The 26580-nt window shown below is 63.9% G+C and carries 21 protein-coding genes; 17 read left to right on the top strand and 4 right to left on the bottom strand.

What is annotated here, in order from left to right; all coding sequences use genetic code 11:
• From OIT41_RS15030 to OIT41_RS15020, 3 genes are read right to left on the bottom strand one after another with little or no spacing between them, the layout of a single operon-like run.
• Complete coding sequence (locus OIT41_RS15030; RefSeq protein ID WP_264636712.1) at positions 1-1194, bottom strand: TniQ family protein; 1194 nt, start codon at positions 1192-1194, stop codon at positions 1-3.
• Complete coding sequence (locus OIT41_RS15025) at positions 1191-2105, bottom strand: TniB family NTP-binding protein (protein ID WP_264637972.1); 915 nt, start codon at positions 2103-2105, stop codon at positions 1191-1193. Before OIT41_RS15025 ends, OIT41_RS15030 begins: the two co-directional genes overlap by 4 nt.
• Positions 2102-3799, bottom strand: a complete 1698-nt coding sequence (locus OIT41_RS15020; RefSeq protein WP_264636711.1) for a Mu transposase C-terminal domain-containing protein — start codon at positions 3797-3799, stop codon at positions 2102-2104. Before OIT41_RS15020 ends, OIT41_RS15025 begins: the two co-directional genes overlap by 4 nt.
• Before the next feature lie 274 nt (positions 3800-4073).
• Between OIT41_RS15020 and OIT41_RS15015 the strand changes: the two genes are divergently transcribed.
• The 5 genes from OIT41_RS15015 (at position 4074) to OIT41_RS14995 (ending at position 7733) form a co-directional block, all read left to right on the top strand.
• A complete protein-coding gene (locus OIT41_RS15015) occupies positions 4074-4601 on the top strand; it encodes a hypothetical protein (protein WP_264636710.1) in 528 nt (175 codons plus the stop codon).
• Positions 4602-4783: 182 nt separating this feature from the next.
• Entirely contained in the window at positions 4784-5338 is a 555-nt protein-coding gene (locus tag OIT41_RS15010) for a barstar family protein (RefSeq protein ID WP_264636709.1), read from the top strand.
• 161 nt (positions 5339-5499) lie between these two features.
• On the top strand, positions 5500-6660 hold the full coding sequence (locus OIT41_RS15005; RefSeq protein WP_264636708.1) for a GTP-binding protein: 1161 nt from the start codon (positions 5500-5502) through the stop codon (positions 6658-6660).
• 81 nt (positions 6661-6741) lie between these two features.
• A complete protein-coding gene (gene ykgO, locus OIT41_RS15000) occupies positions 6742-6864 on the top strand; it encodes a type B 50S ribosomal protein L36 (RefSeq protein ID WP_059387417.1) in 123 nt (40 codons plus the stop codon).
• Positions 6865-6914: 50 nt separating this feature from the next.
• Positions 6915-7733 (top strand): shikimate 5-dehydrogenase, encoded by an 819-nt coding sequence (locus tag OIT41_RS14995; protein ID WP_241709815.1) that lies wholly within the window; start codon positions 6915-6917, stop codon positions 7731-7733.
• A 27-nt stretch (positions 7734-7760) separates the two neighbouring features.
• Here OIT41_RS14995 and OIT41_RS14990 read toward each other — a convergent pair whose 3' ends face one another.
• A complete protein-coding gene (locus OIT41_RS14990; protein WP_241709814.1) occupies positions 7761-8999 on the bottom strand; it encodes a class I SAM-dependent methyltransferase in 1239 nt (412 codons plus the stop codon).
• 77 nt (positions 9000-9076) lie between these two features.
• On the opposite strand from OIT41_RS14990, the gene OIT41_RS14985 reads away from it, so the two are divergent.
• The 12 genes from OIT41_RS14985 (at position 9077) to OIT41_RS14930 (ending at position 26577) form a co-directional block, all read left to right on the top strand.
• Positions 9077-9487: a hypothetical protein gene (locus tag OIT41_RS14985; RefSeq protein ID WP_241709813.1), complete on the top strand. Its 411-nt coding sequence runs from the start codon at positions 9077-9079 to the stop codon at positions 9485-9487.
• A gap of 219 nt (positions 9488-9706) precedes the next feature.
• Complete coding sequence (gene groES / locus OIT41_RS14980) at positions 9707-10003, top strand: co-chaperone GroES (RefSeq protein ID WP_028265041.1); 297 nt, start codon at positions 9707-9709, stop codon at positions 10001-10003.
• A gap of 85 nt (positions 10004-10088) precedes the next feature.
• Positions 10089-11699: a chaperonin GroEL gene (groL, locus tag OIT41_RS14975; RefSeq protein ID WP_241709812.1), complete on the top strand. Its 1611-nt coding sequence runs from the start codon at positions 10089-10091 to the stop codon at positions 11697-11699.
• 245 nt (positions 11700-11944) lie between these two features.
• Positions 11945-14005: an acyltransferase family protein gene (locus OIT41_RS14970; protein ID WP_264636707.1), complete on the top strand. Its 2061-nt coding sequence runs from the start codon at positions 11945-11947 to the stop codon at positions 14003-14005.
• Positions 14006-14225: 220 nt separating this feature from the next.
• Entirely contained in the window at positions 14226-15737 is a 1512-nt protein-coding gene (gene guaB / locus OIT41_RS14965) for an IMP dehydrogenase (protein WP_264636706.1), read from the top strand.
• 147 nt (positions 15738-15884) lie between these two features.
• Positions 15885-17021 (top strand): GuaB3 family IMP dehydrogenase-related protein, encoded by a 1137-nt coding sequence (locus OIT41_RS14960; RefSeq protein WP_241709810.1) that lies wholly within the window; start codon positions 15885-15887, stop codon positions 17019-17021.
• 102 nt (positions 17022-17123) lie between these two features.
• The gene (locus OIT41_RS14955) at positions 17124-18884 is read left to right on the top strand and encodes a glycerol-3-phosphate dehydrogenase/oxidase (protein ID WP_241709809.1); all 1761 of its coding nucleotides are present in this window, start codon (positions 17124-17126) and stop codon (positions 18882-18884) included.
• A gap of 39 nt (positions 18885-18923) precedes the next feature.
• A complete protein-coding gene (locus tag OIT41_RS14950; RefSeq protein WP_059387422.1) occupies positions 18924-19412 on the top strand; it encodes a PTS sugar transporter subunit IIA in 489 nt (162 codons plus the stop codon).
• Positions 19413-19480: 68 nt separating this feature from the next.
• A complete protein-coding gene (locus OIT41_RS14945) occupies positions 19481-20323 on the top strand; it encodes an SURF1 family protein (protein WP_241709808.1) in 843 nt (280 codons plus the stop codon).
• Entirely contained in the window at positions 20320-20838 is a 519-nt protein-coding gene (locus tag OIT41_RS14940; RefSeq protein ID WP_264636705.1) for a DUF3817 domain-containing protein, read from the top strand. The genes OIT41_RS14945 and OIT41_RS14940 overlap by 4 nt, the downstream gene beginning before the upstream one ends.
• Positions 20839-20947: 109 nt before the next feature.
• The gene (gene guaA, locus OIT41_RS14935; RefSeq protein WP_264636704.1) at positions 20948-22552 is read left to right on the top strand and encodes a glutamine-hydrolyzing GMP synthase; all 1605 of its coding nucleotides are present in this window, start codon (positions 20948-20950) and stop codon (positions 22550-22552) included.
• A 128-nt stretch (positions 22553-22680) separates the two neighbouring features.
• Entirely contained in the window at positions 22681-26577 is a 3897-nt protein-coding gene (locus tag OIT41_RS14930; protein WP_413542286.1) for an AAA family ATPase, read from the top strand.
• Positions 26578-26580: the final 3 nt, after the last annotated feature.

Raw genomic sequence — 26580 nt, 5'->3', positions numbered from 1 at the left:
TCATGCAAAGGATGCATGAGTGCTGATAGGTGACATGGTTTCCAAGGGAATGCCGAGCTCGGCGAAGTCGGCCCTCAGCCGGGTCACGGACTCCGGTGTTCTGCATCCTATGAGGGCGAAGTTGTAGAGGGCCTGCGCCTCCGCGGGGTCTTCCCGTGATGCCTGGATCGCTTCCTCCAGTGCCTGCCTGAGCGGTTTCGGATAGACGGCTTTTTCCTGCGGGTTTTCCTTCGCCGGTTTGCCGTTATCGATTTCCCGGTACGGCTCGGGCAGGAAGAGACTGGCATGTGTTCCGCGTCCGGTGACTGTCCCTGCCTCGAGGAGGGCGATGGCGGCGGCCGCAGCTTCCATGGTGTGCCGTTGCACCGTTTCCGGTTGCTGTTCGTACGGGCGCCAGAGCCCCTGTCCGTCGCGGGCGGGATAGCCGGCTTCTTTCCATATCTGGCGGATGGTGCCGGTATCGGATGGTCGGTTCTCGGAGAGGGGGCAGCTGAGCTCATCGATGACGGTGCGAAGAAGCCGGAACCAGATCCCGGCATTGACTCGTCGGCGCGGAAGGTCAACATGGCCGAGCGCGAAGGCGTGCTGGGTTCGTTGATCCAACGTCAGGATTTGTTGCGGTGCCGGCCTGGGTGCTGGCCGGTCGAAATCCCACATTCCGAAGTAGCTGCGCGCGGCGAGGGTTGCCTCCAGCCAGCAGCCGTGGGCCGGGCAGCTGAAGACGATGGGGATTGCCCAGAGTAACTGGTAGGGATGAGGGGATGGGGTCGCTGCCACACATTCCGGACACCCTCTCGCCGGCAGTCGGTCCGGCAGCCACGGCCGCCACGACGGGACCAGCCGCGCTTTGTGTTTCCCGGCCGGCCGCAGCACCGACAGCTGCCGGGTATAGGTGGCGAAGCCGTCCGTGCCGGGGTCCATGTCATCGAGCAACCACGGAACCCACCCGGCCACACTCATTTGCCGCAGCCGGGCAGGGGCGACCCCGGTCCGCTCCGCCAGGACCTCGATCATGCCAGGGCGAGGCGCCATGTCGATGTCGTCAAGGTCGCCCGCCCCGAGCTTGTAGCCGATGTCATCGCCCAGGTGCTCTGTGTCGGTCCCGTAGCAGCCGGCGATCCGGCGCAGCCAGGAGGAGAGCGCTTCACCGTCGGTCGGCGCGGGATGCACCGGCCACCGTGGGGGTCCGCTCACAGCAGTTCCCGTTCGAACAATCGCCGCCGTTCGGTGGGTCCGGCGTACTCGGCCATGGCCAGGGTGCGGTGGTTGATGCTCTCTTCACCGCTTTCCACGGCGGCGATCGCCGCCGTGGTCAAAAGCCGGGTGAGTTCTCCAATGGTTCCCTCGCTTCGGGCCAGCAAATACCTGGCCATGTCCGCGGTGGCGATCCGGGACGGTCGGTGCAGCGGCAGCGCGGCGGCGAAGCTGGCTAACAATGACAGGGTGTCGGCGCCGTTACTCCACAGGGGGAGGACGACGGGTTCGAATCTGTTCTCCAACTGGTCATCGGATCGGACCGCAAGATACGCCTCCCGTGTTCCGACCCCGATGATTGGAATGCGCAGCTCGTTGCCGAGGAATCGCAGCAGGTTCAGGAACTCGCGGCGGCTGTTGCCCTGCCCGGCGAGGACGTTATGCAGTTCGTCGATGACGAGCATGCGCACTCCCGTGGCACGCAGCAGGTTCAGCGACACCTGCTCCACCTCGGCCAGACGCCGCCGGGGCTGAAGAGGCGCGCCGAGGGCGGCGAGGAGCGCGATGTAGAAGCGCAGCACGGAAGGCTCGGATGGCATCTGCACACACAACACGGGGATGTGTTCCCGGTCCGCTTCGGTCCTTGGCAGGTGCCCGCGGCGGAACTTCTCCACGATCATGGACTTGCCATTGTTCGTCGGCCCGACCAGCAAAAGGTTGGGCATCCGCTGCTTGTCCGGCCAGCGCAGCAGCGTCTCCAGCCGTGCCACCGTTTCCACGGCCCGCGGGTAGCCGATCCACCGGTCCGCCCGGATCAGTTCCACCCGCTCTTTTGCTGGCAACCGTGCCGCGTCCCGCACCGCCGGATGCAGGTGGGACAAATCAGACGCGACGCCGTCGGGCGCTCTCACCACTGCTCGATCTGATCGAACCGGGACACCTGGGCCGCTACCGGCTCGGCGTCCGGCATCTGATCGTCAGGCGATTGAGGCGGCATTGGAGGGCCCGGGCTCTTGGCGCGCTTCTCCGTTGCGGTAGCCGCTATGTTGCGTCGCTCGGTGTCGCGGCGCATCCGTTTGGTTGTTTTCGTCGCGGTGCCCGCGATCTCTCTCATCTGTTCGATCATCCGGAACAGGGCCGCCTCATCCACCTGCGAGATGCCGCGCTCGTGGAGCCGTGCCAGGGCGTGTTTGTGCTCCCACAGGCTCACGGCCGGATTCGCCATGGTCCGATACGGTACCTCTATATAGAGGTGCCTGTCCGGTTCCAGTACCCAGATCCGGCTGATGTCCCGCGGGTCGCGGCGGATCAGGAAAGGGCCAAGCGTGTCGCGGCGGCTGATCCAGGGCGACAGCGCGTTGGAGAAATAGTGGACATGGTCGATGACGAATCCCGTCCGGGTCAGGGTGCGCCGTATGACCGGGAGGAAGTCGACCAGGAAGGCTGTCGGGTTCGATACCACGGCCGGCATCCCCGTGGCCGCGACTCCGTCGGTCCAGCGGCCAGCCGGTGTCTGTCCCAAGGTGCTGTGAATGGTGCCGTGGTAGCCGGCTACGGCGAGGGTCAGCCATTTCTCCAGCTCGCGAAGGGTGAGCATCGCCATCCGGTCCGAGTCATACCGGCCGCGTTCGACCGGATTGGAGAATGTGGTCCCGGGAAGTTCGTGGACCTGGGCCATCGCGGTGCCGATCACCCGTTCCACGATCCCGCCATAGTGCGGCCGGCCCTGCGGCCGATAGGCCAGCTCGATCCCGTGCTGCTCACACCCGCGCCGCAACGCCTCACTCTTGAATTCGCTGGCGTTGTCCAGATACAACTGCCTCGGTTTTCCGCTCATCGGCCACTGCGCCTCAACACCCAAACTCTCAAGCCAGGGCCGTTTATCGGTGCCGGCATGCGCCAGACACAAGCCGACCGACACTGCCGACGGCGCCTCCAGAGTCACGACCATGCCAATAATGCATCGGCTGTAGACATCGATCGCGGCGGTCAGATACGGCCGGCCGATCGGTTGCCGTTCCAGTTCGTCGACGACGATCACGTCGATCACCGTGTGATCGATCTGTACCTGCTCCAAAATGTCCCCGATCAACGGAACCTGGCCACCGGCGGACTGCAAGCCACGCACCGCATCCGCTCCGCCCCGGCGGCGGCCCACCTCCACCGGGTTCAGCGCCCGGATCCGTCGCTCCACGGTGTTCCTGGCCGGAACAGGAAGTCCTCGTGCCCGGCATGCTGCCGCGATGTCGCGATACACCGCCGCTAACGTCCGCTTCTGCCGGGTCAGGAACTGCTTACGCACCAGCTCGCGGACGAGGTCCTCGACCGCATCAGAGAGGCGCAGGGTTCCTTTCCCGCCGGAGGAACGCCGCGGGGCCAAATCCGTCAGCAGACCAGATCCGTCACGGTGCCGTTTGATCAATACATAGACCTGGCGGCGGGATATCCCCAACCCCGATGCGGCCGCATCAACCGCTGCCCTGCCGACAACCGCCTTCGCTGCCAACGGTGCGATCACTGCCGAAACTATCTTCGTGCGATCCCACACAACGTCCGGCATGGTCAACGTGCCGGACTCGCCAATGCGCACCGGTTCCGAGTCCACTCCGCCACCTCCCTGTTGTGCAGAGGAGTATCAAGCAGAAACGAGGTTAGTGCAGACGGGTACTGAAAAACCAGTGCTCAACACTCGCCTGCACAACCCCGAAAAGACGCGGGCCGTCGTGCAGGCTGGTGCTGAAAATGACAACTCGTCGACAGTCTCACAATCGGTCGTTTGTGAACTGGCGCTGCGATGCCAGGATGTCGCGGGCCATGTGGCAGTCGCCGTCTGAGACGATCTGGTTACGGGCATTAGCGCGAGCGGCGAACCGGATCAAATGGTCATCTCCTTGGGAACCCGGCGGGCGTCAGTGATCGACGACGAGCTGACCGCATCGTTTGCCCCGGGCCGGACCATCCTTGAGTTGGTTCAAACGAAGTCCTCGCGGGACGCCCTTCGGCCGGTCCGTGCCGTTGTGGAGATCGTCCGACACGCCGGTGGGTTGATGCCGCGAGCACTCCTGGGAGGTGCCTTCACGCCCAGTGAAGGCGAGGCTGATCTTCTCATCGAGGTGCAGACCTCGGGAGAGGACAGCACCGGAACTCCTTCGTGCAGGAGCCGCTTGTGGACTCCGCTGATTCCGGGACTGCCCGACGAGTTTGCGCAGCCGGTCGTCGACGGATTCATTCGTCGCCCGCTGCCGGCCGGCCGCATCGTTGTAGATCGCGCGGCTTTTGATCCGGTCGAATCATCACCCTTGGCGTTCGAACTGGCTGCCGAGCTCCTGGCAATCGTGCTCCATGCCATGCTGACGGGACGAGAGGTGGAACAGTCAGCGCGAGCCGCGATTGAGGCCTGGCCGTGAGCGTGGGCTCAGCCAGCTAAACCAGTGGGCGGGCTTCCGCAGCACGGTGATCGACCGACTAACGGGCGGACCTGACTGTGCCATGAGCCGGTCGGTGCCTATCGCGTGTCGTTCGACTCGCCGGGGGGTTGTCTCCAATTTGTCGAGGCTGGCCGTCAGGTGAAGGCCCGTAAGATCTCTGCATGAATGCTTTCGACTCCGAGGCAGATCTTGAGCACGATCTAGACTTCCGCCTATTGATCAATACGGCTGTCTCGTTGTTTCATCGGCGACCGGTGCTCGATGAGACAACCACATGGCTGGCCGAACAAGGCTACCAAGTCACTATTTTGGACGCATCATCGTGGTCGAGCGAGGCAGATTTTCACGCGGGGATCTCCGAGGCGCTTGATTTCCCGAGCTATTATGGCCGTAACCTAGACGCCCTGAATGACTGCCTTCGGGATGTCATCTCGCATGACTACGGTTGGGACGCCGACGCCACAGGGTTCGTGTTGGCGTTCCTCGGATACGACGCCTTCGCATTGGCTCGTCCCGGGACAGCGCAGACCCTTCTGGATATCATCGCCCAGCGCTCCCGCGAAGCCGCTCTGTTCGGGCACAAGATGATATGCCTTGTGCAGAGCAATGATTCCCGGATCAGTTTTGATCCAGTCGGCGCCACGCCTGTGCTCTGGAATGACGCGGAGTGGCCTAATTCGAGGCGGCTCGCGCCACAAGCGGACACTGGCGATTAGTCGAGCACCCCCGGTGATGGATCCTCCCAACGGGCTGCAGAGTGACAAATAGCGCTGCGAAAAGACCGCCATTTATCGTTGCGAGTCACACGCATGGACGGATTTCATGGAAGGTAAAGCATTTTTGCTAATGATAATGATTTGCATCTAAGCTAGTGAACATGCATCTTTCTGTTGTCAGTTCCCTGGACAGCCAATGCCGCGAAGCAGCCGTCGCCAGGCTTGGGCGGACCCATCGAGATTCGGTGGTAGTCCTGCACGACCTCCTGGACGGCTCCATTGTCTTGCGAAGGATCTTCCGCGACGGCCAACTGGTGGAGCAAGCCCAAACCGCCTTGGAACATGGTTGCCTCAGCTGCACGGTCCGTCTCGATGTTGTCCCGACGGCGGAACGTCTCGGGTCTTCCGGTCATGACCACGTCGTCCTCGGCTTGCCGCCCGGTGTCTCCGTGGATATGGCGGTGGCGGAACTCAAGCGAGGCCTGGGATGGGCCGCCGTCATTGACAACGCCGTGTTGGCGATCGATCCCTCGGGGCTGGAAGACCACATCTGGGACAAGCACACGCTGTACGAGTCCGGCTTCACGGCCATGCCCGAGGACGACCGCACCAGCGGCGAATTCCTCATCGGGGAACTGGGCCATGCGGACACCGTCATGGTGCACGCCGGCCTTGAGGCAGAGCTCACCGGCTTGCGCCCGGACTCAAGCGAGGCCTGGGCGCAAGGGCTGGAACTCCTTGGGCAGCTTGCGCCGCACGCCGCCGTTTCCACCAGCGACGACGACTTCCGGCCCGGCTGCTACGACGGCGCCGAGGCCTTCGCGAGGATGCGTCGCGGTTCCGTGCGGGTTCCTCTCGAGCAAGGGGCGGGGCGTTTCAGGACCGTGCTCCACAAAGTGGAACGCCCCCTTCATCCGGCTCGATTCCAGGAAGCGCTGCCCAGGTTGGCCGAGGGATCCCACTGGATGAGGGGCCGCTTGTGGATTGCCTCGGCTGCCAAAGTCCGGATCGCGGTGCAGGGAATCGGGCCGCGCGTTTGGCTCGAGAGCACAGGCGAGTGGCTCGCGGATGCTGGTGCCGGGCCCGTCCCCGGCGGCGAAGGCCCGCAGCACGGAAAGGCGCACCCCGACGTCGACGCTGTCCTCGACTGGCATCCCCGCTTCGGCGACCGGGGCACGGTGCTCGCCGTGACCGGACGGGAGGAAGACCTCGACGCAGCCGAAATCCGCGCACTTCTGGACGGATGTGCGCTGAGCGAAGCGGAGATGCGGCTCGGCTTCGCCGGACTCGAGGACCCTTTCGAACTCGAATCCACCCTGTAGCCGGACCATAGGGTAGCCGGGCTGCAGCCGCGGCGGAACAAAGCCGCCATCAACCAAGTCACAACCCGAGAAGGAGAACCCATGAAAGTCAGGAATTCGCTGCGTGCCCTCAAGAAGGTTCCCGGCGCGCAGGTGGTGCGTCGGCGAGGCCGCACCTTTGTCATCAACAAGCTGAACCCGCGCTTCAAGGCGCGCCAAGGCTAGCTCCCCGTCTAGGCTGGGCAGAGAACCCGCTACGCGAAGGAAGCCCCGTTATGCCGATCCTCAACAAAGACATGACGCTTTGCATTTCACTCTCTGCCCGGCCGAGCAACAACGGAACGCGTTTCCACAACTTCCTCTACGAGGCGCTCGGCCTGAACTGGATCTACAAAGCCTTCGCTCCAGCTGACCTCCCGAACGCGATCGCCGGCGTGCGCGGCCTGGGCATCCGCGGCTGCGCCGTCTCAATGCCGTACAAGGAAGACGTCATCGCCCTCGTCGACCGCATGGACGCATCGGCCGCCGCTATCGACTCGGTCAACACGATCGTGAACGACGACGGGGTACTCACGGCCTACAACACCGACTACACCGCGATCGCCCAGCTGATCGAGCGCAACGCGATCGACCCGGCGTCGTCCGTGCTGCTCCGCGGTTCCGGCGGCATGGCCAAGGCCACCGCGGCAGCCTTCCGCGACGCCGGATTCTCTCGCGTCACGGTGGTTGCGCGGAACGAGAAGTCCGGACAATCCCTCGCGGCGCTCTACGGCTTCGACTGGCAGGCCGAAGTTGGAGAGTCGACCGCGGACGTGATCGTCAACGTCACGCCGGTCGGCATGGCCGACGGACCCGAGTCCGGCTCGCTGTCCTTCCCCGAAGCGGCGGTCGCGGCCGCGCAGGTGGTGTTCGACGTCGTCGCCCTCCCTGCAGAGACGCCGCTCATCAAGGCTGGCCGTGCGGCAGGAAAGACCGTCATCAGCGGTGCCGAGGTGGCCACGATCCAGGCGCTCGAACAGTTCGTGCTCTACACCGGCATCACGCCAACTCCGGAGCAAGTGGCCGCTGCCGAAGAGTTCACGCGGGCCCAGTAGGGCGCCGCGGGGCCGGCCTGGCGTAACCTAGTCGGCCGCTGCCGGCTCCACCACAACAGCCACCTTTTCCTCGCCGATCCTCGTGAGGACCAGGGTGGCTGTCTTGTTGCCGCGGCCTTTCGCCGAGCCCTTTCCGGCCGGCAGCAATTGTTTCCGCAGTTCCTCGGGGGTGACGGATGTGCCGCGCTTCTTGATGTCCAGTACACCGATGCCGTTGGCCTTCACCCAGGCCTTGAGGGCCTTGACGTTCAACGGCATGACCTCCAGGACTTTGTAGGCGCGCGCGAATGGGGTCTCCACCAGCTCCGGAGCGCAAATGTAGGCGATGTGCCGGTCCACCAGGTGCCCGCCCAGCCGGAGTGCGACGTCGGCCACCAGTCCGGCGCGGATCACCGCGCCGTCCGGTTCATAGAGGTACCCCTCCACCGGTCCGACGTCGGGCACCGGGCCGCCGTCGAAATCTTCGCCGCTGGTGATCTCGGCTGCGCCTTGCGGCCCGAGCACCAGTGCCGCACGACGGATGCCGGGACGGGCGACGTCGTTGAACCACAGCGTTACTTCGGTGACGTCCCCTCCCACCGAGACCCACTGCGCCTCACAGCCGCCCGGAACCGATTCGTGCGGCATCCCCGGACCCATCTTGACGCCGACCGACTTTCCGGTAGCGGCCAGCGATTCAACGAAGGACAACGGCGGCGAGAACGCCTCCGGATCCCAGATACGCTTCGTCCCCGACGACGACGTCGTGCGGCGCGCCGGATCGAGCCACACGCCGTCGACCCCGTCGAGGGGCACGGACGTAGCGTCAGTGTGCACCACTGACGCATGCGGGAAGGGCATGAGGTTGATGGTGGCGCACGCCGCGGTGGTCTCATCCAGTTCCACGGCGGTGACCTTGATGTCCATCGAGGCCATGGCCATGGAGTCGGCTCCGAGCCCGCAGCCCAAGTCCGCGACGTGCTGCGTGCCCGCCTTGGCGAAACGCTCGGCGTGCCTGGCTGCCACACTGAGCCGGGTGGCCTGCTCCAGGCCGGCTTGGGTGAAGAGCATCTGCCGGGCGAATTCGCCGAACTTGGCCTCGGCCCGGGTGCGGAGCCTGGATTGGGTGAGGACGGCGGCCACCAGCCCGGGGGAGTGGCCGTCCTTGCGCAGGCGGGCATTGAGGGCCAACGCTTCGCCGTCGCGGTACGGTCCCAAGGATGCCAGAAGTTCCCAACCCTCGGTTGTCAGCAAGGGGGCAATGTGGTCCTGGGGTGTGTCAGCCATGGGAACTAGCCTAGTGCTCGCCTGTCATACGGGGTGGAGGGGGATCCAGGAGCACTCGGGCGGATAGGGTTGATGCCATGGAAGACAACCCAGTACGCCAGCCTGACGACGCCAATGGTTCTCCCTCTGTCCCCGATAGACGTCCCTTCGCCGGAAATCTTTCCAAGTATGCCCGCCCGGCGCTTATCGTCGGTGCTTTGATTGCCGTTGTCTGCATCGCTCTCTTGATCATTATTTTCTTCCTCGATTCCTTCAATGCAGCTACCTACTCCATGACCGGAAAGAGCGTCCAGGACGCCACTGACGAGGCCCGGGAGATCCGGGACACCTATTCCGGTGCGCGCATCGGTGCGATCGTCGGGCTGGTGGTGTTCGGCGTCGTCGCGCTCGCGAGCGGCGTGGTGCTGTACCTGAACCGCGGAACCGCGCCGGCGGAAGAGTACGACGACGGCGAGGATGTCGACTTCGACGACCTCGCCGGGCAATGAGCTTCCGACCGGAAGCGGCGCTCCGGGTGTTCACCCGTGACGGAATTCTGGCACTCGCCTTGACCGAGTGCTAATGCTTACATAGAGTCTTGATTAGCACTCTCCCTAGGCGGGTGCTAATGCCGCCAGGCACTTACCGGCACCGCGACGACGGTAAGCCCGCCACGGCACCCCTGGTTTGATAGTCCATGTACTACCTCACGTAAAGGAGAGATCCGAGTGTCGGTCTCCATTAAGCCTCTCGAGGATCGCATTGTTGTCCGCCCGCTCGAAGCAGAGCAGACCACGGCTTCCGGCCTGGTCATCCCGGACACTGCACAGGAAAAGCCGCAGGAAGGCGAAGTTGTTGCAGTTGGCCCCGGCCGCTTCGATGACAACGGCAACCGGGTTCCGGTCGACGTAACCGTTGGCGACGTCGTCATCTACTCCAAGTACGGCGGAACTGAAGTCAAGACCGGCGGCAACGAATACCTCGTTCTGTCCGCCCGCGACGTTCTGGCGATCGTCGTTAAGTAATTCCCTGGATCCCGCATCGCAGATTACGTCGGACTTTTCCGGTCGAATCAGCGGTGCGGGTTTTCCGTCTTGAAAGGACACAACCATGGCAAAGCAGCTTGCGTTTAACGACGCTGCCCGTCGCTCGCTCGAAGCAGGCATTGACAAGCTCGCCAACACCGTCAAGGTCACCCTTGGCCCGCGTGGCCGCAACGTCGTTCTGGACAAGAAGTGGGGAGCTCCCACCATCACCAACGACGGCGTGACGATCGCCCGCGAAGTCGAACTCGACGACCCGTATGAGAACCTTGGCGCGCAGCTGGCCAAGGAAGTCGCAACGAAGACCAATGACGTCGCAGGCGACGGCACCACCACGGCCACCGTGCTTGCGCAGGCCCTCGTCAAGGAAGGCCTGCGCAACGTTGCCGCTGGAGCCGCCCCGGGCGAAATCAAGCGTGGCATCGAGGTTTCCGTCCAGGCCGTGGCTGCCCGCCTCCTGGAGAACGCCCGCGAAGTAGAAGGCACGCAGGTTGCCAGCGTCGCCGCGATCTCCGCCCAGAGCGATGAGGTTGGCGAGCTCCTCGCCGAGGCTTTCGGCAAGGTCGGCAAGGATGGTGTCATCACCATCGAAGAGTCCTCCACCACGCAGACCGAACTGGTCCTCACCGAGGGCATGCAGTTCGACAAGGGCTACCTGTCCCCGTACTTCGTCACTGACGCGGAACGCCAGGAAGCTGTTCTGGAGGACGCGCTCATCTTGATCAACCAGGGCAAGATCTCCTCGCTGCAGGAATTCCTGCCGCTCCTCGAGAAGGCCTTGCAGGCCGCCAAGCCGCTCTTCATCATTGCTGAGGACATCGACGGCGAAGCGCTGTCCACGCTGATCGTGAACCGTATCCGCGGCACCCTGAACGTCGTCGCCGTCAAGGCACCGGGCTTCGGCGACCGCCGCAAGGCCATGCTGCAGGACATCGCCACACTGACCGGCGCACAGGTAGTCTCCCCGGAGCTCGGCCTTTCCCTGGACCAGGTTGGCCTCGAGGTGCTCGGCAGTGCCCGCCGCATCACCGTCACCAAGGACAACACCACGATTGTTGACGGCGCCGGCACACCCGAGGACGTCGCAGCACGCGTCGCCCAGATCCGTGCCGAGCTGACCCGCACCGACTCCGACTGGGACCGGGAAAAGCTGCAGGAAAGGCTTGCAAAGCTTGCCGGCGGCATCGGCGTCATCAAGGTCGGCGCAGCCACCGAGGTCGAACTCAAGGAAAAGAAGCACCGTATCGAGGACGCAGTGTCCTCCACGCGTGCTGCCCTTGAAGAAGGCATCGTCTCCGGCGGCGGTTCCGCCCTCATCCACGCCCTCAAGGCACTGGACGAGGACCCTGCCGTCAAGGCACTGGAAGGCGACGCGGCTGCCGCCGTTGGGATCGTCCGCCGAGCCCTGACCCAGCCCCTTCGCTGGATCGCCCAGAACGCTGGCTTCGACGGATACGTCGTCGTCGCCAAGGTTGCCGAGCTGGAAGACAACCATGGCTTCAACGCGAAGACCGCCGTGTACGAGGACCTGATCGCCGCCGGCGTGATCGACCCCGTCAAGGTCACCCGCTCCGCGCTTCAGAATGCCGCGTCCATCGCAGCCCTGGTTCTCACCACCGAGACCCTGGTTGTCGAGAAGCCGGCCGAAGAAGACGAGCACGCAGGCCACAGCCACTAATCCTGGTTGTCCGACGCAGGAGGCCCGGTCCCGTTGGGGGCCGGGCCTCCTGCGTTTGGCTCCCGGCTACCTTCGTCGCGGCATGGACGAGCCCACAGTTGGCACTCGGTATTCGCCATGTCAACGTCCAGCCAAGCATGACCTAATTGAGTGATGGATGCTTCTCGAATGGATTTTCGATTGGCACTTGTTATTACGAATCAGTAAGATTTATGGTTCGATCTAGGTCATTGAGGGGCATTGTTGTGTCAACTGCGCAAACGACGGCTACTACCAAGGAGCAACGTCGTTCCAGTGGCACCGGAAGAAAGCCGAACTTTCGCCCTGAAATTCAAGGCCTGCGCTCCCTCGCGGTGCTCATGGTGGTTACGTACCACGTGTGGTTCGGCAGGGTTTCCGGTGGCGTAGACGTCTTCCTTCTGGTGTCCGCCTTCTTGATGACATTGCAGTTCACAAACCGCTATGCGCAGCACCGGCCCATGGACCTGCTGAGGCATTGGCTTCACTTGTTCCGGCGGCTGCTTCCGGCAACCGTCGTGGTTCTCCTGGGTACTTTGGCCGCCATCTTCGTGGTCCTCCCCAAAACCCGGTGGGCAGCCTTGGTCGACCAGGTCTGGGCCTCCCTTTTCTACGTCCAGAACTGGCTCCTCCAGCGGGAAGCGGTCAACTACTACGCTGCCGACCGCAGCCAAGCGAGTCCCCTGCAGCATTTCTGGTCCCTTTCGATCCAGGGCCAGGTCTTCATCCTTTGGCCGGTCATTTTCGCGATCGCCGCATTGGTCTGCAGAAAGTACGCCCTCCGATACAGGGTCGCCCTGACGTATGTGTTCGGGCTGATCTTCCTGGTGTCGCTCACCTACTCGATCATTGCCACGGCGTCGAACCAGACCACCGCCTACTTTGATACTTTCGCCAGGCTGTGGGAGTTCGCCCTCGGAACACTGGCTGCCCTGGTCCTGCCGATGGTGAAGATCTCGAAGAACGTCCGCGTGGTGATGGGGTGGGTCGGCGTTATCGCCATGCTGAGCTGCGGGATCGTGCTCCAGGTCCAGACGGCGTTCCCTGGCTTCGTGGCACTCTGGCCAACCCTGGCGGCCGCCTGCATCATTGCCGCGGGCCAGACCGGCAGCCGATTCGGAGTGGACCGGATCCTCAGCTCCCGGCCCCTCGTTCGCCTGGGCGACAACTCCTATGCACTGTACTTGTGGCATTGGCCGTTGCTGGTCATCTCCCTCATCTGGACAGGGAAGGACCACGCCGGCTGGCTCTCCGGGACCGTCATCATTGCCACCGCGTTGGTTCTGGCCTTCCTGACGACCAAGTTCGTCGAGAAGCCGTTCAGGGAATGGAAGTGGCCCGAAGTGAACCGGCGACGTGCCGCCGTCGCGATCGTCGCCTGCCTCACTATCGCGATTGTGCCGTTGATCGGTTTCACGGTGCAGCAGAACGTGACCGCCAAAATCGCCATGGACCAAGCCCAAAAGGACAACCCTGGAGCCGCTGCCTTGGTGCCCGGCTACGTCAACGAAGTGAGTCCCAGCGCTGTCCTGCTTCCCACCGCTGAAAAGCTGGCCCAGGACTGGGCAAATCTACCCAGCAAATGCTCGGGAGATCTGGTGCCTTCGTCCAAAATCCTCCAAGGGGTTTGCCTTCAAAACAATCAGCCGGCCGAATCCAGCCGGACCATTCTGGTGCTCGGCGACTCCCACGCGGAGCAATGGCTGGCCGCGGTGGCTCCGGTGGCCGAACAGGAGCAATGGCGCACCTACCAGCTGCTGCTCGGCGCATGTCCGTTCACCGTGGATACCTCCGGATTGGACGCACCGTGCAAGGCCTTCAACGACGCCGTCGTCCAGCAGATCGACCAGCATCCACCGAGTGCCGTATTCCTGGTGGGGACGGCGGCATCGCCCTCATCGCCCGATGAAAAGCTGACAGTGGGCCTTGAAGACACAGTGAAGATGCTCACGGGTAAGGGCATCAACGTCATCGCCGTACGGGACAACCCGAGGTTCGATTTCAACATGGCCGACTGCGTCGCGGTCAAAGGTCAACACAGCCCCGACTGCAATCCAAGCCAGGAGCAATTGCTGGCGGCCCAGAACCCGCTCGCGTCCCTTCAGGGGAAGTACCCGGGCTTGTCCATCCTGGATATGACCGATCTGATTTGCAACGGCACGGAATGTCCCGGGGTTGTGGGCAACACGTTTGTCTACTTGGACAACAACCACCTCTCCAAGACCTATGTTGCGAGCATGGCGCCCATGCTCAAGGAAAGGTGGCTGGCCGCCACCGGCTGGAGCTAGGCACCCGGAGTCAGGGACCCCGACGCCCAGCCGGGCCCGACAACGGGAGCCCCCCGGGTGCCGTTGCTCACATTGCCCTCGCGGAATATGGGGATCGGCGGCGAGGTTCTACTATTTATTCAGAACCTTTCTGCACAGGCCAGTCCCGTAATGACGGGCTGGTCATCAGCTGCAACCCCTACCAGAGCAACCCCCCAGAACCAAGGTAAGAGGCGCACTCATGACCCAGCCCCAACACGATCCCTTTGGCTTTGTCGGCCTGACTTACGACGACGTCCTGCTGCTGCCGGGCCGCACCAACGTCATTCCCTCGGAAGCTGATACTTCCTCCCGGATCTCCAAGCGGATTTCCGTCCAGACGCCGCTGCTGTCCGCCGCCATGGACACCGTCACCGAGTCCCGCATGGCCATCGCCATGGCCCGCCAGGGCGGACTCGGCGTGATCCACCGCAACCTGTCCATCGAAGACCAGGCCGACCATGTCGATCGCGTCAAGCGCTCCGAGTCCGGGATGATCACCAACCCCCTGACCATCCACCCGGAAGCAACCCTCCAGGAACTGGACGAACTGTGTTCGCGGTACCGGGTTTCCGGCCTCCCCGTTATCGACCCCGATGGCCGGCTGCTGGGCATCGTCACCAATCGAGACACCCGCTTCGTCCCGGAATCCGACTTCCCGCTGCGGCTGGTCAGCGACGTCATGACCAAGATGCCGCTCATCACCGGGCACGTCGGCATCAGCCGCGAAGAGGCCTCGCACAAGCTGGCCACCAACAAGATCGAGAAGCTGCCCCTCGTTGACGAGCAGGGACGCCTCAAGGGGCTCATCACGACGAAGGACTTCACCAAGGCCGAGCAGTACCCGCTCGCGACGAAGGACGAGGAAGGCCGCCTCCGGGTCGGCGCCGCCATCGGCTTCTTCGGCGACGGCTGGGAACGCGCCATGACGCTGATCGACGCCGGCGTCGACGCATTGTTCGTGGACACCGCCAACGGCCACTCGCAGGGTGTCCTGGACTTGATCACCCGGCTGAAGTCCGACCCCGTGGCCGCGCACGTTGACATCATCGGTGGCCAGGCAGCCACCCGTGAAGGTGCCCAGGCACTGATCGACGCCGGCGCCGACGGCATCAAAGTGGGCGTGGGCCCGGGCTCCATCTGCACCACGCGCGTGGTTGCCGGTGTGGGCGTCCCCCAGATCACGGCCATCTATGAGTCCTCGAAGGCGGCCATCCCCGCCGGAGTCCCGCTGATCGCCGACGGCGGCCTGCAGTACTCGGGCGACATCGGCAAGGCCCTCGTGGCCGGTGCCGACACCGTCATGCTGGGCTCCCTGCTGGCCGGCTGCGACGAGTCGCCGGGTGAGCTGATCTTCGTGAACGGCAAGCAGTTCAAGAGCTACCGGGGCATGGGGTCCCTGGGGGCCATGCAGTCCCGCGGCAAGAACACGTCCTATTCGAAGGACCGTTATTTCCAGGCTGACGTTTCCGGCGATGACAAGCTCATTCCGGAAGGTATCGAAGGCCGCGTCGCATATCGCGGCCCGCTCTCCTCGGTGGCGTACCAGCTGGTGGGCGGCCTGCGCCAGACCATGTTCTACACGGGTGCTCCGACCATCGCAGAGCTCAAAGCACGCGGCAAGTTTGTGCGCATCACTGCGGCCGGGCTGAAGGAGTCCCACCCGCACGACATCCAGATGACCGTCGAGGCCCCGAACTACGGTTCACGCTAGGCGCCATTCTTCCCATAGGCAGTTCAAGCGAGCCCGCCACCTCCCTCCAGGAAGGTGGCGGGCTCGGCTGTTTTCGCGGCAGCCCCCGCCGTCATGCTGTACGTCACCCTGCCGGAAGATCGCGGCGCACTGGGATAACCTAGAGCAGTGACTTATGAGATTGAGATTGGCCGTGGCAAGCGTGGGCGTCGTGCCTACTCCCTGGATGACATCGCGATCGTCCCCAACCGCCGGACGCGCGACCCCAAGGACGTCTCCGTCTCATGGCAGATTGATGCCTACAAGTTCGAGATGCCAGTGATCGCCGCACCCATGGACTCTGCGATGTCTCCTGAAACGGCCATCGCACTTGGCCGGCTGGGCGGCCTGGGCGTGCTGGACCTCGAGGGTTTGTGGACGCGCTACGAGGACCCCCAATCCGTGCTGGACGAGATCTCCGCCCTTGAGGATGAAACGGCCAGCCCGGCGGTCACTCGGCGCATGCAGGAGCTCTACAAGGCTCCCATCCAGCCCGAACTGATCACCACCAGGCTCGCGGAAATCCGGGCTTCGGGCGTGACCGTGGCCGGATCGCTGACGCCGCAGCGCACCCAGGAGCACTATAAAACCGTGGTTGCCGCCGGCGTCGACATTTTTGTCATCCGGGGCACCACCGTCTCGGCCGAACACGTCTCCAAGAACCACGAGCCACTGAACCTCAAGCAGTTCATCTACGAACTGGACGTCCCGGTGATCGTCGGCGGAGCCGCCGGGTACACCCCGGCACTGCACCTCATGCGTACTGGTGCGGCCGGCGTCCTGGTGGGCTTTGGCGGCGGCGCGACGACCACAACGCGCCGTGCGCTCGGCATCCATTCGCCCATGGCATCCGCCATTTCCGACGTCGCCGCAGCCCGCCGCGACTACATGGATGAATCCGGCGGACGATACGTGCACGTGATCGCCGACGGCGGCATGGGCAGTTCGGGTGACATCGTCAAAGCCATCGCCATGGGCGCCGACGCCGTCATGCTCGGCAGCGCCCTGGCACGTGCCGAAGAAGCCCCGGGCAAGGGCTGGCACTGGGGCCAGGAAGCCCACCACCTTGAGCTGCCCCGCGGCGACAGGGTCAACGTCGGCACTGTCGGGCCCCTCGAAGAAGTACTCTTCGGACCGGGCCACCACACCAACGGAACGTCCAACCTGATCGGAGCGCTTCGCCGTTCCATGGCCACCACCGGCTATTCGGACCTGAAGGAGTTCCAGCGCGTCGACGTCGTCGTCTCGCCTTACTCCGGGCGGTAGCGCCCATTCGGCCGCTTGAGCAGTCGCGCGAAAACCCTGCCCAAGCCCGCGGACAAGAAGTAGTGTGGGGAACTACGGGCTTTGTGCGATGGGAGGCGTCCAATGAGCAGTGTTGCAGATGGTTCGCAAAGGGATGATGCATCCAGCGGTGCATTGAGTCCAGACGCGCGGGCCAGATCCATCGACGTTCTCAAGGGCACCACCGAGCCTGGCAAGGAACTCGACATCCTGATCGTCGGGGGAGGCGTGGTCGGGGCCGGGGCGGCGTTGGACGCCGTGACCCGCGGCTTGTCCGTTGGCATTGTCGAGGCCAGGGACTGGGCTTCCGGCACGTCGTCGAGGTCCTCAAAACTGATTCACGGTGGCCTGCGCTACCTGGAAATGCTGGACTTCGCGCTGGTCCAGGAGGCCCTCCAGGAGCGCGGACTGCTGATCCAACAGATCGCACCGCACCTCGTCCGGCCGGTCCCGTTCCTCTACCCGCTGACCCGGCGGTTTTGGGAACGCCCGTACGTTGGTGCCGGGATCTTCCTCTACGACACGCTCGGCCTCACCTCCGGACACAGCCGCGGTGTGCCCATGCACAAGCACCTCTTCCGGCGCGGAACACTGAGGGCAGCCCCCAGCCTCAAGAACGATGCCTTCGTCGGTTCCATCCGCTATTACGATGCGCAGGTCGACGACGCCAGGCTGGTGGTGAATGTCGTCCGCACCGCGGCACATTACGGAGCGCATGCCGTGAACAGGATGCGCGTGGTGTCGTTCGTGCGCGAGGGCGAACGTGTGGTCGGTGCGAAGGTGGAAAACCAGGAGGACGGCAGCATCATCGAAGTCCGCGCCAAGCAAGTGGTCAACGCCACCGGAGTCTGGACAGACGAGACCCAGGCCATGGTGACGGACCGCGGCCAACTCAAGGTCCGCGCCTCCAAAGGCATCCACCTTGTGGTCCCGCGCGACCGCTTCCAATCCACAGTGGGATTGATACTGAGGACCGAAAAATCCGTGTTGTTCGTCATCCCGTGGGGCCGGCACTGGATCATCGGCACAACGGACACCGACTGGAAGCTCGACAAGGCGCACCCCGCCGCGTCCACAAAGGACATCGACTATGTCCTTGAACACGTCAACCGTGTCTTGAAGCGGCCCCTGACCCGTGAGGATGTCGAGGGAGTCTACGCGGGCCTCCGCCCGCTGCTGGCGGGGGAGAGCGACTCAACGGCGAAACTTTCACGCGAACACGTCGTGGCGCACCCCGTTCCAGGCTTGGTGGTGGTTGCAGGTGGAAAGTTCACCACGTACCGGGTCATGGCGAAGGACGCTGTGGACGAAGCGACCCGGGCCATGGACGAGCGCGTACCGGCGAGCTGCACCGATACCATTCCGCTCCTGGGAGCCGAGGGATTCAAGGCTGCATGGAACCGGCGCGCAAGAACCGCGGATGAAGCCGGAGTGCATGTCGCCAGGGTGGAGCATCTCCTGAACCGCTACGGATCCATGACCCCGGACGTCCTGGCCATCATCAAGGACAACCCCGCCATGGCCGAGCCGCTGCCTGGAGCCGACGACTATTTGGCGGCGGAGGTCGTCTATGCCGCGACCCATGAGGGTGCCCGGCATGTCCATGATGTCCTGACACGACGTACCCGCATCTCGATCGAGTCGTGGGACAGAGGTGTTTCCGCGGTCCCTGTTGTCGCTAAGCTGATGGGAGAGATTCTTGGCTGGAGCGACACGCAGCGGGAAAGCGAAATCAAGCACTACCTGGCCCGGGTGGAAGCTGAACGGCTCAGCCAACAGCAGCCCGACGACGAATCGGCCGATGCTGCGCGCATGGGGGTCGATGACATCGTTCCCCTCCGCTAAGCGGCCTGGGTCGGCTGGGCACACTGGAGGGAAAACGACTTGGCGGAACCACTGGACCCGTATGATGCCGAACTGACAACGCCGGAGACCGTCATCCTTGAAATGGAAGCGGTCGACAAGACAGATGCTGCGGGCCAGCTCGCGGAACGGCTGTACGCGGCCGGGCGCATCACGGACCTCGAGGGCTTCCTCGAAGTCGTCAATTCGCGCGAGCACCAGCTTGCCACCGGACTGCCGGGCGGCATTGGCCTTCCGCACGCGCGCAGCGAGTATGTTTCCCGGGTCTCCATCGCTGTTGGTGTCACGAAGTTCGGTCATTCGCTGGACTTCGGCGCCAGCGACGGACCGGCCACGTTGGTCCTGCTCATCGCTACGCCGGCCAGTTCGTTCTCGGACCACCTGGAAGTCCTCGCGACCTTGGCCCGCTCGCTGTCCAAGGAATCGTTCCGGGAATCCCTCCGGCGCGCCCACGATCCCGAAGTCATCGCCGAACTGATCAACTCCAGCCTGGTGTTCTTCGACCACTGACGTCCTCCCCCCTTGGGGGAGGCCGGTTCGTTTAGCTGTTCTACAGCTTGACGAAGTACGGTTAAGGGGTGTTGAAAACCGCTCTGAAGCCCCGCTGGATCGCAGGACTTGTCTTCGCGCTCCTGCTCTCCGGGGTGTTTGTGCTGCTCAGCCAGTGGCAGTTCGGCAGATCCACCCAGAGCGACGCCCCGGTTGACAACCCCGCGGTGGAGCAAGTCAAGCCGCTTACCGGGGTATTGCAGCCTGGAACGTTCTTCCCGGGCACCGCATCGGACCAAATGGTCAGCGCCAAGGGCAGTTACGATCCCGCCAAGCAGGTCCTTGTGGAGGGCCGGCTTCTGGCAGGGCAAAAAGGGTACTGGGTAGTGAACGCGTTCGCTGTCGACGGCGCCCCCGTCCTGCACGGTGTCGCCGCCTCCGCGAAGACCTGGATCCCCGTGGCCCGCGGCTGGGTGGCCGATCCCGCCCAAGCCGGACCTCCGCCGTCGGGCACTATCGAACTGACCGGGAGGCTCCTGCCGTCCGAGGCGCCGGTGCCAAACGTCGACGCCGGAGCGGGCCGCGCGTCTGCGGTTTCGGTCGCGGAACTCATCAACACGTGGCAAGTCTCAAGCTATCCCGGCTTCGTCGCCGCGACCTCGGAAGTATCGGCTGGCAAGACGCTCGCCCTTCCGACGCAGCTGAAGCCATTGAACATCCCGGCCCAACCCCCCAACCAACAAATCAACTGGCTCAACCTCTTCTACTCCGTGGAATGGGTGGTCTTTGCAGGATTCGCCCTCTACGTCTGGTGGCGCATGGTGGCCGATGACTACCGGCGCACCCTCGAAGACGACGAGGACGAGCCCGACGACGAATTCCCGTCAGACGATTTGCCAGCAAGTACCAAGCCAGAACAGGTAAAGCCATGATTGAGCCCAAACCGGCCATCCAGCCCGAACAGTCCGGAGAATCTGCCGCCAAGCCAACCGCGGCCAAGAAGCGCCGCTTCGGCGGAACGACTGCCCAGATCCGCTCGGCCTTGAAATTCTACAAAGTCATGGCCTACCTCACCGGTACCATGCTGCTGCTCCTGTGCGCCGAGCTCGTTGCGCGCTATGTGTTCGGCGTGTATCTCTTTGCCGGCGGAACCAACGCAATCACCGGTCAGCCCTTCGGTTTTGGATTCGCGGATGCTGAGTCGAAGGCGGTCCTGGGTGGCGTCAACGTTTCCGTCGGAGTCCTGATCGTCCACGGCTGGATGTACGTGCTGTACCTCATCTCGGACTTCCGCTTGTGGTCGCTCATGCGCTGGCCGTTCATGAAGCTCATCCTGCTCGCCTTGGGCGGCGTTGTCCCTCTCATGTCCTTCATTGTGGAGAAGAAGTTCCACTCGGAGGTAGAAATGGAACTCGCCGCGAATCCGCAGGCGTCCAAGCGCTACTGACGGGGCCGCCACGGCGGGCATTGTGAGATCGCTAACGTCGGGCTGGTTTCCCGGCTTCACGACCGGCTTCAAGGTGCACCGGGGCATCCCGGCAAAGTAGGCTGTTACGGTGACTACTCCCACCGCACCCTTCAGTTCTGAAGCTCAGACTTCCCAGAAGCCGGTGCTGGTTGTTGACTACGGTGCCCAGTACGCGCAGCTGATTGCCCGCCGCGTCCGTGAAGCGAGTGTGTACTCGGAAATTGTTCCGCACACGTTCACCACCGAGCAGCTTCTGGCCAAGAACCCGGCAGCGATCATCCTCTCCGGCGGACCTTCCAGCGTTTATGCCGAGGGTGCCCCGAGGGTCGGCGCGGACCTTTTCGAGGCCGGCGTGCCGGTCTTCGGCATTTGCTACGGCTTCCAGGCCATGGCCAACGCGCTCGGCGGCAAAGTCGCGCAAACCGGTTTGCGCGAGTACGGCGCCACCGAGGCCACCACTGTCGGCGAAGCCCGTTCGATCCTTGCCGGCGTTCCGGACTCCCAGAACACCTGGATGAGCCACGGAGACTCGGTTCACGAAGCTCCTGAGGGCTTCGAGGTCCTGGCTACAACTGCAGGCGCACCTGTGGCAGCTTTCGCGAACGAAGAGAAGCATCTCTACGGCGTGCAATGGCACCCGGAAGTAAAGCACTCGGCGCACGGCCAGCAGGTTCTGGAGAACTTCCTGTTCAACGGTGCCGGCCTGAAGCCCAACTGGACCACGGGCAACATCCTCGAAGAGCAAGTGGACCGGATCCGCCGGCAGGTCGGCGATTCCAAAGTCATCTGCGGCCTCTCCGGCGGCGTCGACTCGGCCGTAGCCGCAGCCCTCGTGCAGCGCGCCGTGGGCGATCAGCTGACCTGCGTTTTCGTGGACCACGGGCTGCTGCGCGAAGGTGAAGCCGAACAGGTCGAACGTGACTTCGTTGCCGCAACCGGCGTCAATCTCTATGTCGCCAACGAGCAGGAGCGATTCCTTTCGGCGCTGGCCGGGGTCAGCGACCCCGAGACCAAGCGAAAGATCATCGGCCGCGAGTTCATCCGCGCGTTTGAGGAGGCCGAGCGGGCCATCATCGCCGAGGCCGCATCCGAAGGCGAGAGCATCAAGTTCCTCGTCCAGGGCACCCTGTACCCGGACGTCGTCGAATCCGGCGGCGGCGAAGGTGCCGCGAACATCAAGAGCCACCACAACGTGGGCGGTCTTCCCGAGGACCTGCAGTTCGAACTTGTTGAACCGCTCCGCGCCCTGTTCAAGGACGAGGTTCGCGCAGTGGGCGCACAGCTCGGCTTGCCCCAGGAAATCGTCGGACGCCAGCCGTTCCCCGGACCCGGCCTGGGTATCCGCATTGTCGGCGAAGTGAACAAGGAACGGCTCGAGCTGCTTCGCAAGGCGGACGCCATCGCGCGGGCCGAACTCACCGCGGCCGGACTCGATAACGACGTCTGGCAGATGCCTGTCGTACTCCTCGCCGACGTCCGCAGCGTTGGCGTGCAGGGCGACGGCCGCACCTACGGACACCCGATCGTACTGCGCCCGGTTTCCTCCGAGGACGCCATGACTGCCGACTGGTCGAGGCTGCCGTACGACCTCCTCGCCAGGATCTCCAACAGGATCACCAACGAGGTTGACGGGGTCAACCGCGTGGTACTGGACGTCACCAGCAAGCCGCCGGGAACCATCGAGTGGGAATAGCATCCTGAGTGACCGGTCCCTGTTTGAGGGACCGGTCACTTTGTTTTTCCCCTGAAATCAGGGGGAATTTGCCTTTCCATCAGTGTTGCGGTGCGGACTGCCGGTGGATTCCCGCTACCCTCGAAAGTATGCCGATTTGGTCCAAGTCGTCTCGAGCTAGAACAGAAAAGAAGGCAGCGGTGTCAGTAGGTCAAAGCCACGAAGAGGGCTCCGTAGAGCTTCGGAAATGGCTGTCCGGCCTCAAACCCGTGACTGGCGCGGACACCATGCTGCGCTTCGTCAAGACGCCGGAAGGGTCGATAGACCTTAGCAACGGCCACCCATCAGGCCTGGCGCAGCTCCTCGCCGGGCGCCGAACCCGGCTTTCCACCTTGATCCGGGACCGCCAGCAGTATCTTGTTGCCGCGCGGGCTGCCAGGAACCTTCGCTCAAAGATTTTCGAGCTGGGAAACGACCGGGGGATCGACGCCGGTTACCTGTCCTGCGGCACGGTCGTGTGGACGTCGGCCGTGGGCGGAAAGCCCCAACGCGTCTCCGCCCCCGTCATGTTGGCCGCCATCTCACTCACGGCACGGCCGGGCGAAGACGACTACGAGCTGCAACTCACCGAGCAAGCGGGCATCAACCCCGCATTGGTCCGGCATTTGAAGACCGTCCATGGCATCGTCTTTGACGTCAATGCCGTGAGCCGTATGGCATACAACACCGCACGACTTGACCCCCTGCCGGTCCTTGACCGTCTTGCCACGCTGGTGCAGCCGATCCACGGTGCCGAGGTCACCCCGAATCTCCTCATCACGACGCTGGCAGATCTGTCCGGGAATTTGGAAGACCCCTGGATCAACGAGAACAGCAGCATCGTTGCATCGCTGTTCGAAGCCGCCAACGGCGGGGACGTGGAACCTGAGCCCATCAAGTCCGGAAGGTTCCCGAACCTCGACGAGCGGGACCCTTCTGAAGAGTCGCTCCTCCTGGATGCGGACTCGGACCAGCAGTACGTCGTGGATGCCGTGCGGGCAGGCGATTCGCTGGTGGTCAGCACCCCGCCAGGCAGCGGCCAGACGCAAACGGCCATCAATGCCATTGGCGCCCTCGTCAACGAGGGCAAATCGGTGCTCGTCGTGGGCGACCGGCGAGCGAGCCTCAACGGTCTGGCGGGCCATTTTGAAGCCCTGGGCCTCGAATCGATGGTCTTCAGGCCGGGCAACGGTGCCACTCCGCAGCAGCTCAAGGGCCAGCTCGTCAGCGCCATCATCCGCAACGAAAAGTCGCTGGAACCCCAGCTTGCCAACCTGCACAAGACCTTGACCGAGCACCGGCATGCCCTCATGGACCATGTCGCGTCTTTGCACAACGTACGCCAGCGCTGGGGCTGCTCGCCCTACCAGGCCATGCAATCGCTCGCGGAACTGACCGCCATCCAACCCGCTCCCGCCACGACCGTGCGCTTGAAGCGCAGTGTCTTGGACAACATCAAGGACCGCGCTGAGTTGGCTGAAAGATTGCGACGCGCCGCCGAGCTTGGCAGCTTCAGCCGGGCATCGACGTCGAGCCCCTGGTATGGGGCGCGCCTGGTCACCCGCAAGGAGACCGAGGAAGCGCAGCAACTGGCCAGCAGCGCCGCGGAACAACTTCCCCAATTGCGGGATCGGATGAACCAGCTCGCGGAGCACTCCGAAATCCGGCTTGGGGCGAACTTCTCCGAATGGGGCGCTCAGCTTGAGCTCCTGATGGCGGTACGGGAAAGCCTGGACAAATTCACCCCGGACATTTTTGACCGGCCGGTCCACGATCTGATTTCGGCTACGGCTACCTCCGCCTGGCGCCGTGAGCGGGGCCTTGAGATGCCCTCGATGCAGCGCTCCCGCTTGCGCCGCGTGGCAAAGGAATATGTGCGCCCGGGTGTCCACATTGCGGATCTGCACAGCTCCTTGGCCCTCGTTCAGGAACAACGGGCCCTGTGGTCCCAGTACGCCACCACCCAGCGTCATCCGGCAGTGCCATCCGGCCTCGCGGATTTGGGCGCCAGCTACCGCGAACTGGACAGGGATCTCCGCCGTCTGGGAGATTGCCTCAAGCACACGGCCGCCGGCGGCGACCTGCACGCGAGCCGTTACGAAGAGCTCGTGGAGCGACTTGAGCGCCTTGTCGCCGACACGGGCACCCTGGAAACGCTTCCAGAGCGCACGCTTCTGGTCGAGAACATGCGCGAGCATGGGCTCGCCGAGCTTCTTGCGGACTTGGCCGAACGGGAAGTGCCTGCCGAATCCGTTGCCGCGGAACTGGACCTTGCCTGGTGGCAGTCCGCCCTCGAAGCAATGATCAGCGGCGACGACTACCTCGCCATGTCCGACGGCGATTCCCTGCGCCGGCTTGAAGCCGAGTACCGTCTGGCGGACCACGCGCACATCGCCAGTGGAGCTGCCCGGCTGCGGTGGAGGCTCGCCGAAATGTGGCGGGCCGGAATCGCTGAACATCCCCGCCAATCGGAACTCCTGCGGAACCTGATCAAAGATGGCCGCGTTACCCTCTCGGCGCTGAGCGCCCAGGCACCTGCCCTCGTAGCCCGGCTCGTTCCCGTGTGGTCCATCAGTCCGTACTTGCTGACGAGCCTCCTGCCTGCCGAACAGAAGTTCGATGCGGTGGTGATTCTCGATGCCGAGAGCACGTCCTTGCAGGCTGTGCTGCCTGCCATCGCGCGAGCCCACCAAGTGATTGCCTTCGGCGACGCGAAGATCGGCAACGCCCGCACGTTCAGCGTTGCGGTGGAGCCGCCCATGGCCGGTGCCGCGAGCCAGGACACCGTGGACAGTGCGTTCAGTGCCTTGGCCCGGGTCCTGCCCACGTGGCAGTTGAACTGGGTGTACCGGGCGGTTGACGAAGACCTCCTGCTGCAGTTGAGCAAGAACTACTACGACGGCGGCCTGCGTCGATTGCCGGACGGCCAGTCCGTCACGGGGCTGGACCGCTCGGTAGTGGTTGAATACATCCCGGACGGCACCGGCCTGCCTGGTGCCGACCACGAAGGTGTCGAATCTGTCGCCGCCGAAGTGAACCGCGTAGTTGACCTGGTGTTTCAACACGCCAGTCTCCGGCCGCGGACCTCGCTCGCCGTCGTCACCGCAAGCCTGCGCCATGCCGCAAGGATCGGCGAAGCCATCAGGCTCCAACTTCCCAACTATCCGCTGCTCTCGGGTTTCTTCAACGCCGGCGCGGAGTCCTTCCGCGTGGTGGACCTGGAGCGCGCGCAGGGACTGGTCCGCGACCACATCATTTTCTCGCTGGGCTTCGGGCGCACCCCGCATGGCCGGGCGCTGCACAGTTTCGGCCCTCTGTCCGTCGAAGGCGGGCGAAACAAATTTGCCCTGGCTATGACCCGCTCCCGAAGGTCCATGCACGTCCTGAGCTGCTTCCGTCCGGAAGACCTCGATCTTGACCGGCTGGCCCACGGCGCCGTCGACTTCCATGAACTCCTTGACCGTGAACTGTCGGGGAACTCCGATCTGGGGACACCGGCCACCAGGGCAGCCGCCAGCGAGCAAGCGCTCGGCGAGGATCCGTTGGTGGCGGATCTGGGCGAGCGGCTCCGAGCCCGGGGAGCGCGCGTGTGGCACCACTATGACGGAGTCCTGGACATCGCCGCGGCGGCCGATCCCGTGCACACGATCGGCCGGGATGACAGCGAAATGCCTACGCCGGTGGCCATTGAATCGGATGGCACGGAACGATACCGCCGCATGAGCGTGAGGGAGCGCAGCAGGCTCCGGCCACAGCTCCTGGAACGCCTTGGCTGGCGCTACATGTCGCTGTGGACCATCGAAGTATTCACGGATCCCTCGTCCTGCGCGGATCGCATTGGATCCTATCTGGGACTCGAGAAGCCTGTGGCGCCATCGTATGGTGATGTCCAGGATGGATTCCTGGACATCGATGTTGAACAATTGGAACTGAATAGCCAGGCGGAACCCTCCGCGGCCAGGGCCAGCGGCGCGCAAGGCGCTGGCTCGGGTCCGGCTATCCCCTAAGGA

It is taken from the genome of Arthrobacter sp. YA7-1 (assembly GCF_025960325.1).
GTDB lineage: Bacteria > Actinomycetota > Actinomycetes > Actinomycetales > Micrococcaceae > Arthrobacter > Arthrobacter bambusae_A.
Note: the sequence above shows the minus strand (reverse complement) of the source record. Positions and strands in the feature narration are given on the sequence as shown.

What these genes read in the sequence shown, in the direction of transcription:
- OIT41_RS15015 (WP_264636710.1), top strand. Translation starts at nt 4,074, where the DNA reads ATGGTCATCTCCTTGGGAACCCGGCGGGCGTCAGTGATCGACGACGAG.
- OIT41_RS15010 (WP_264636709.1), top strand. Translation starts at nt 4,784, where the DNA reads ATGAATGCTTTCGACTCCGAGGCAGATCTTGAGCACGATCTAGACTTC.
- OIT41_RS15005 (WP_264636708.1), top strand. Translation starts at nt 5,500, where the DNA reads ATGCATCTTTCTGTTGTCAGTTCCCTGGACAGCCAATGCCGCGAAGCA.
- ykgO (WP_059387417.1), top strand. Translation starts at nt 6,742, where the DNA reads ATGAAAGTCAGGAATTCGCTGCGTGCCCTCAAGAAGGTTCCCGGCGCG.
- OIT41_RS14995 (WP_241709815.1), top strand. Translation starts at nt 6,915, where the DNA reads ATGCCGATCCTCAACAAAGACATGACGCTTTGCATTTCACTCTCTGCC.
- OIT41_RS14990 (WP_241709814.1), bottom strand. Translation starts at nt 8,999, where the DNA reads ATGGCTGACACACCCCAGGACCACATTGCCCCCTTGCTGACAACCGAG.
- OIT41_RS14985 (WP_241709813.1), top strand. Translation starts at nt 9,077, where the DNA reads ATGGAAGACAACCCAGTACGCCAGCCTGACGACGCCAATGGTTCTCCC.
- groL (WP_241709812.1), top strand. Translation starts at nt 10,089, where the DNA reads ATGGCAAAGCAGCTTGCGTTTAACGACGCTGCCCGTCGCTCGCTCGAA.
- guaB (WP_264636706.1), top strand. Translation starts at nt 14,226, where the DNA reads ATGACCCAGCCCCAACACGATCCCTTTGGCTTTGTCGGCCTGACTTAC.
- OIT41_RS14955 (WP_241709809.1), top strand. Translation starts at nt 17,124, where the DNA reads ATGAGCAGTGTTGCAGATGGTTCGCAAAGGGATGATGCATCCAGCGGT.
- OIT41_RS14940 (WP_264636705.1), top strand. Translation starts at nt 20,320, where the DNA reads ATGATTGAGCCCAAACCGGCCATCCAGCCCGAACAGTCCGGAGAATCT.
- OIT41_RS14930 (WP_413542286.1), top strand. Translation starts at nt 22,681, where the DNA reads ATGCCGATTTGGTCCAAGTCGTCTCGAGCTAGAACAGAAAAGAAGGCA.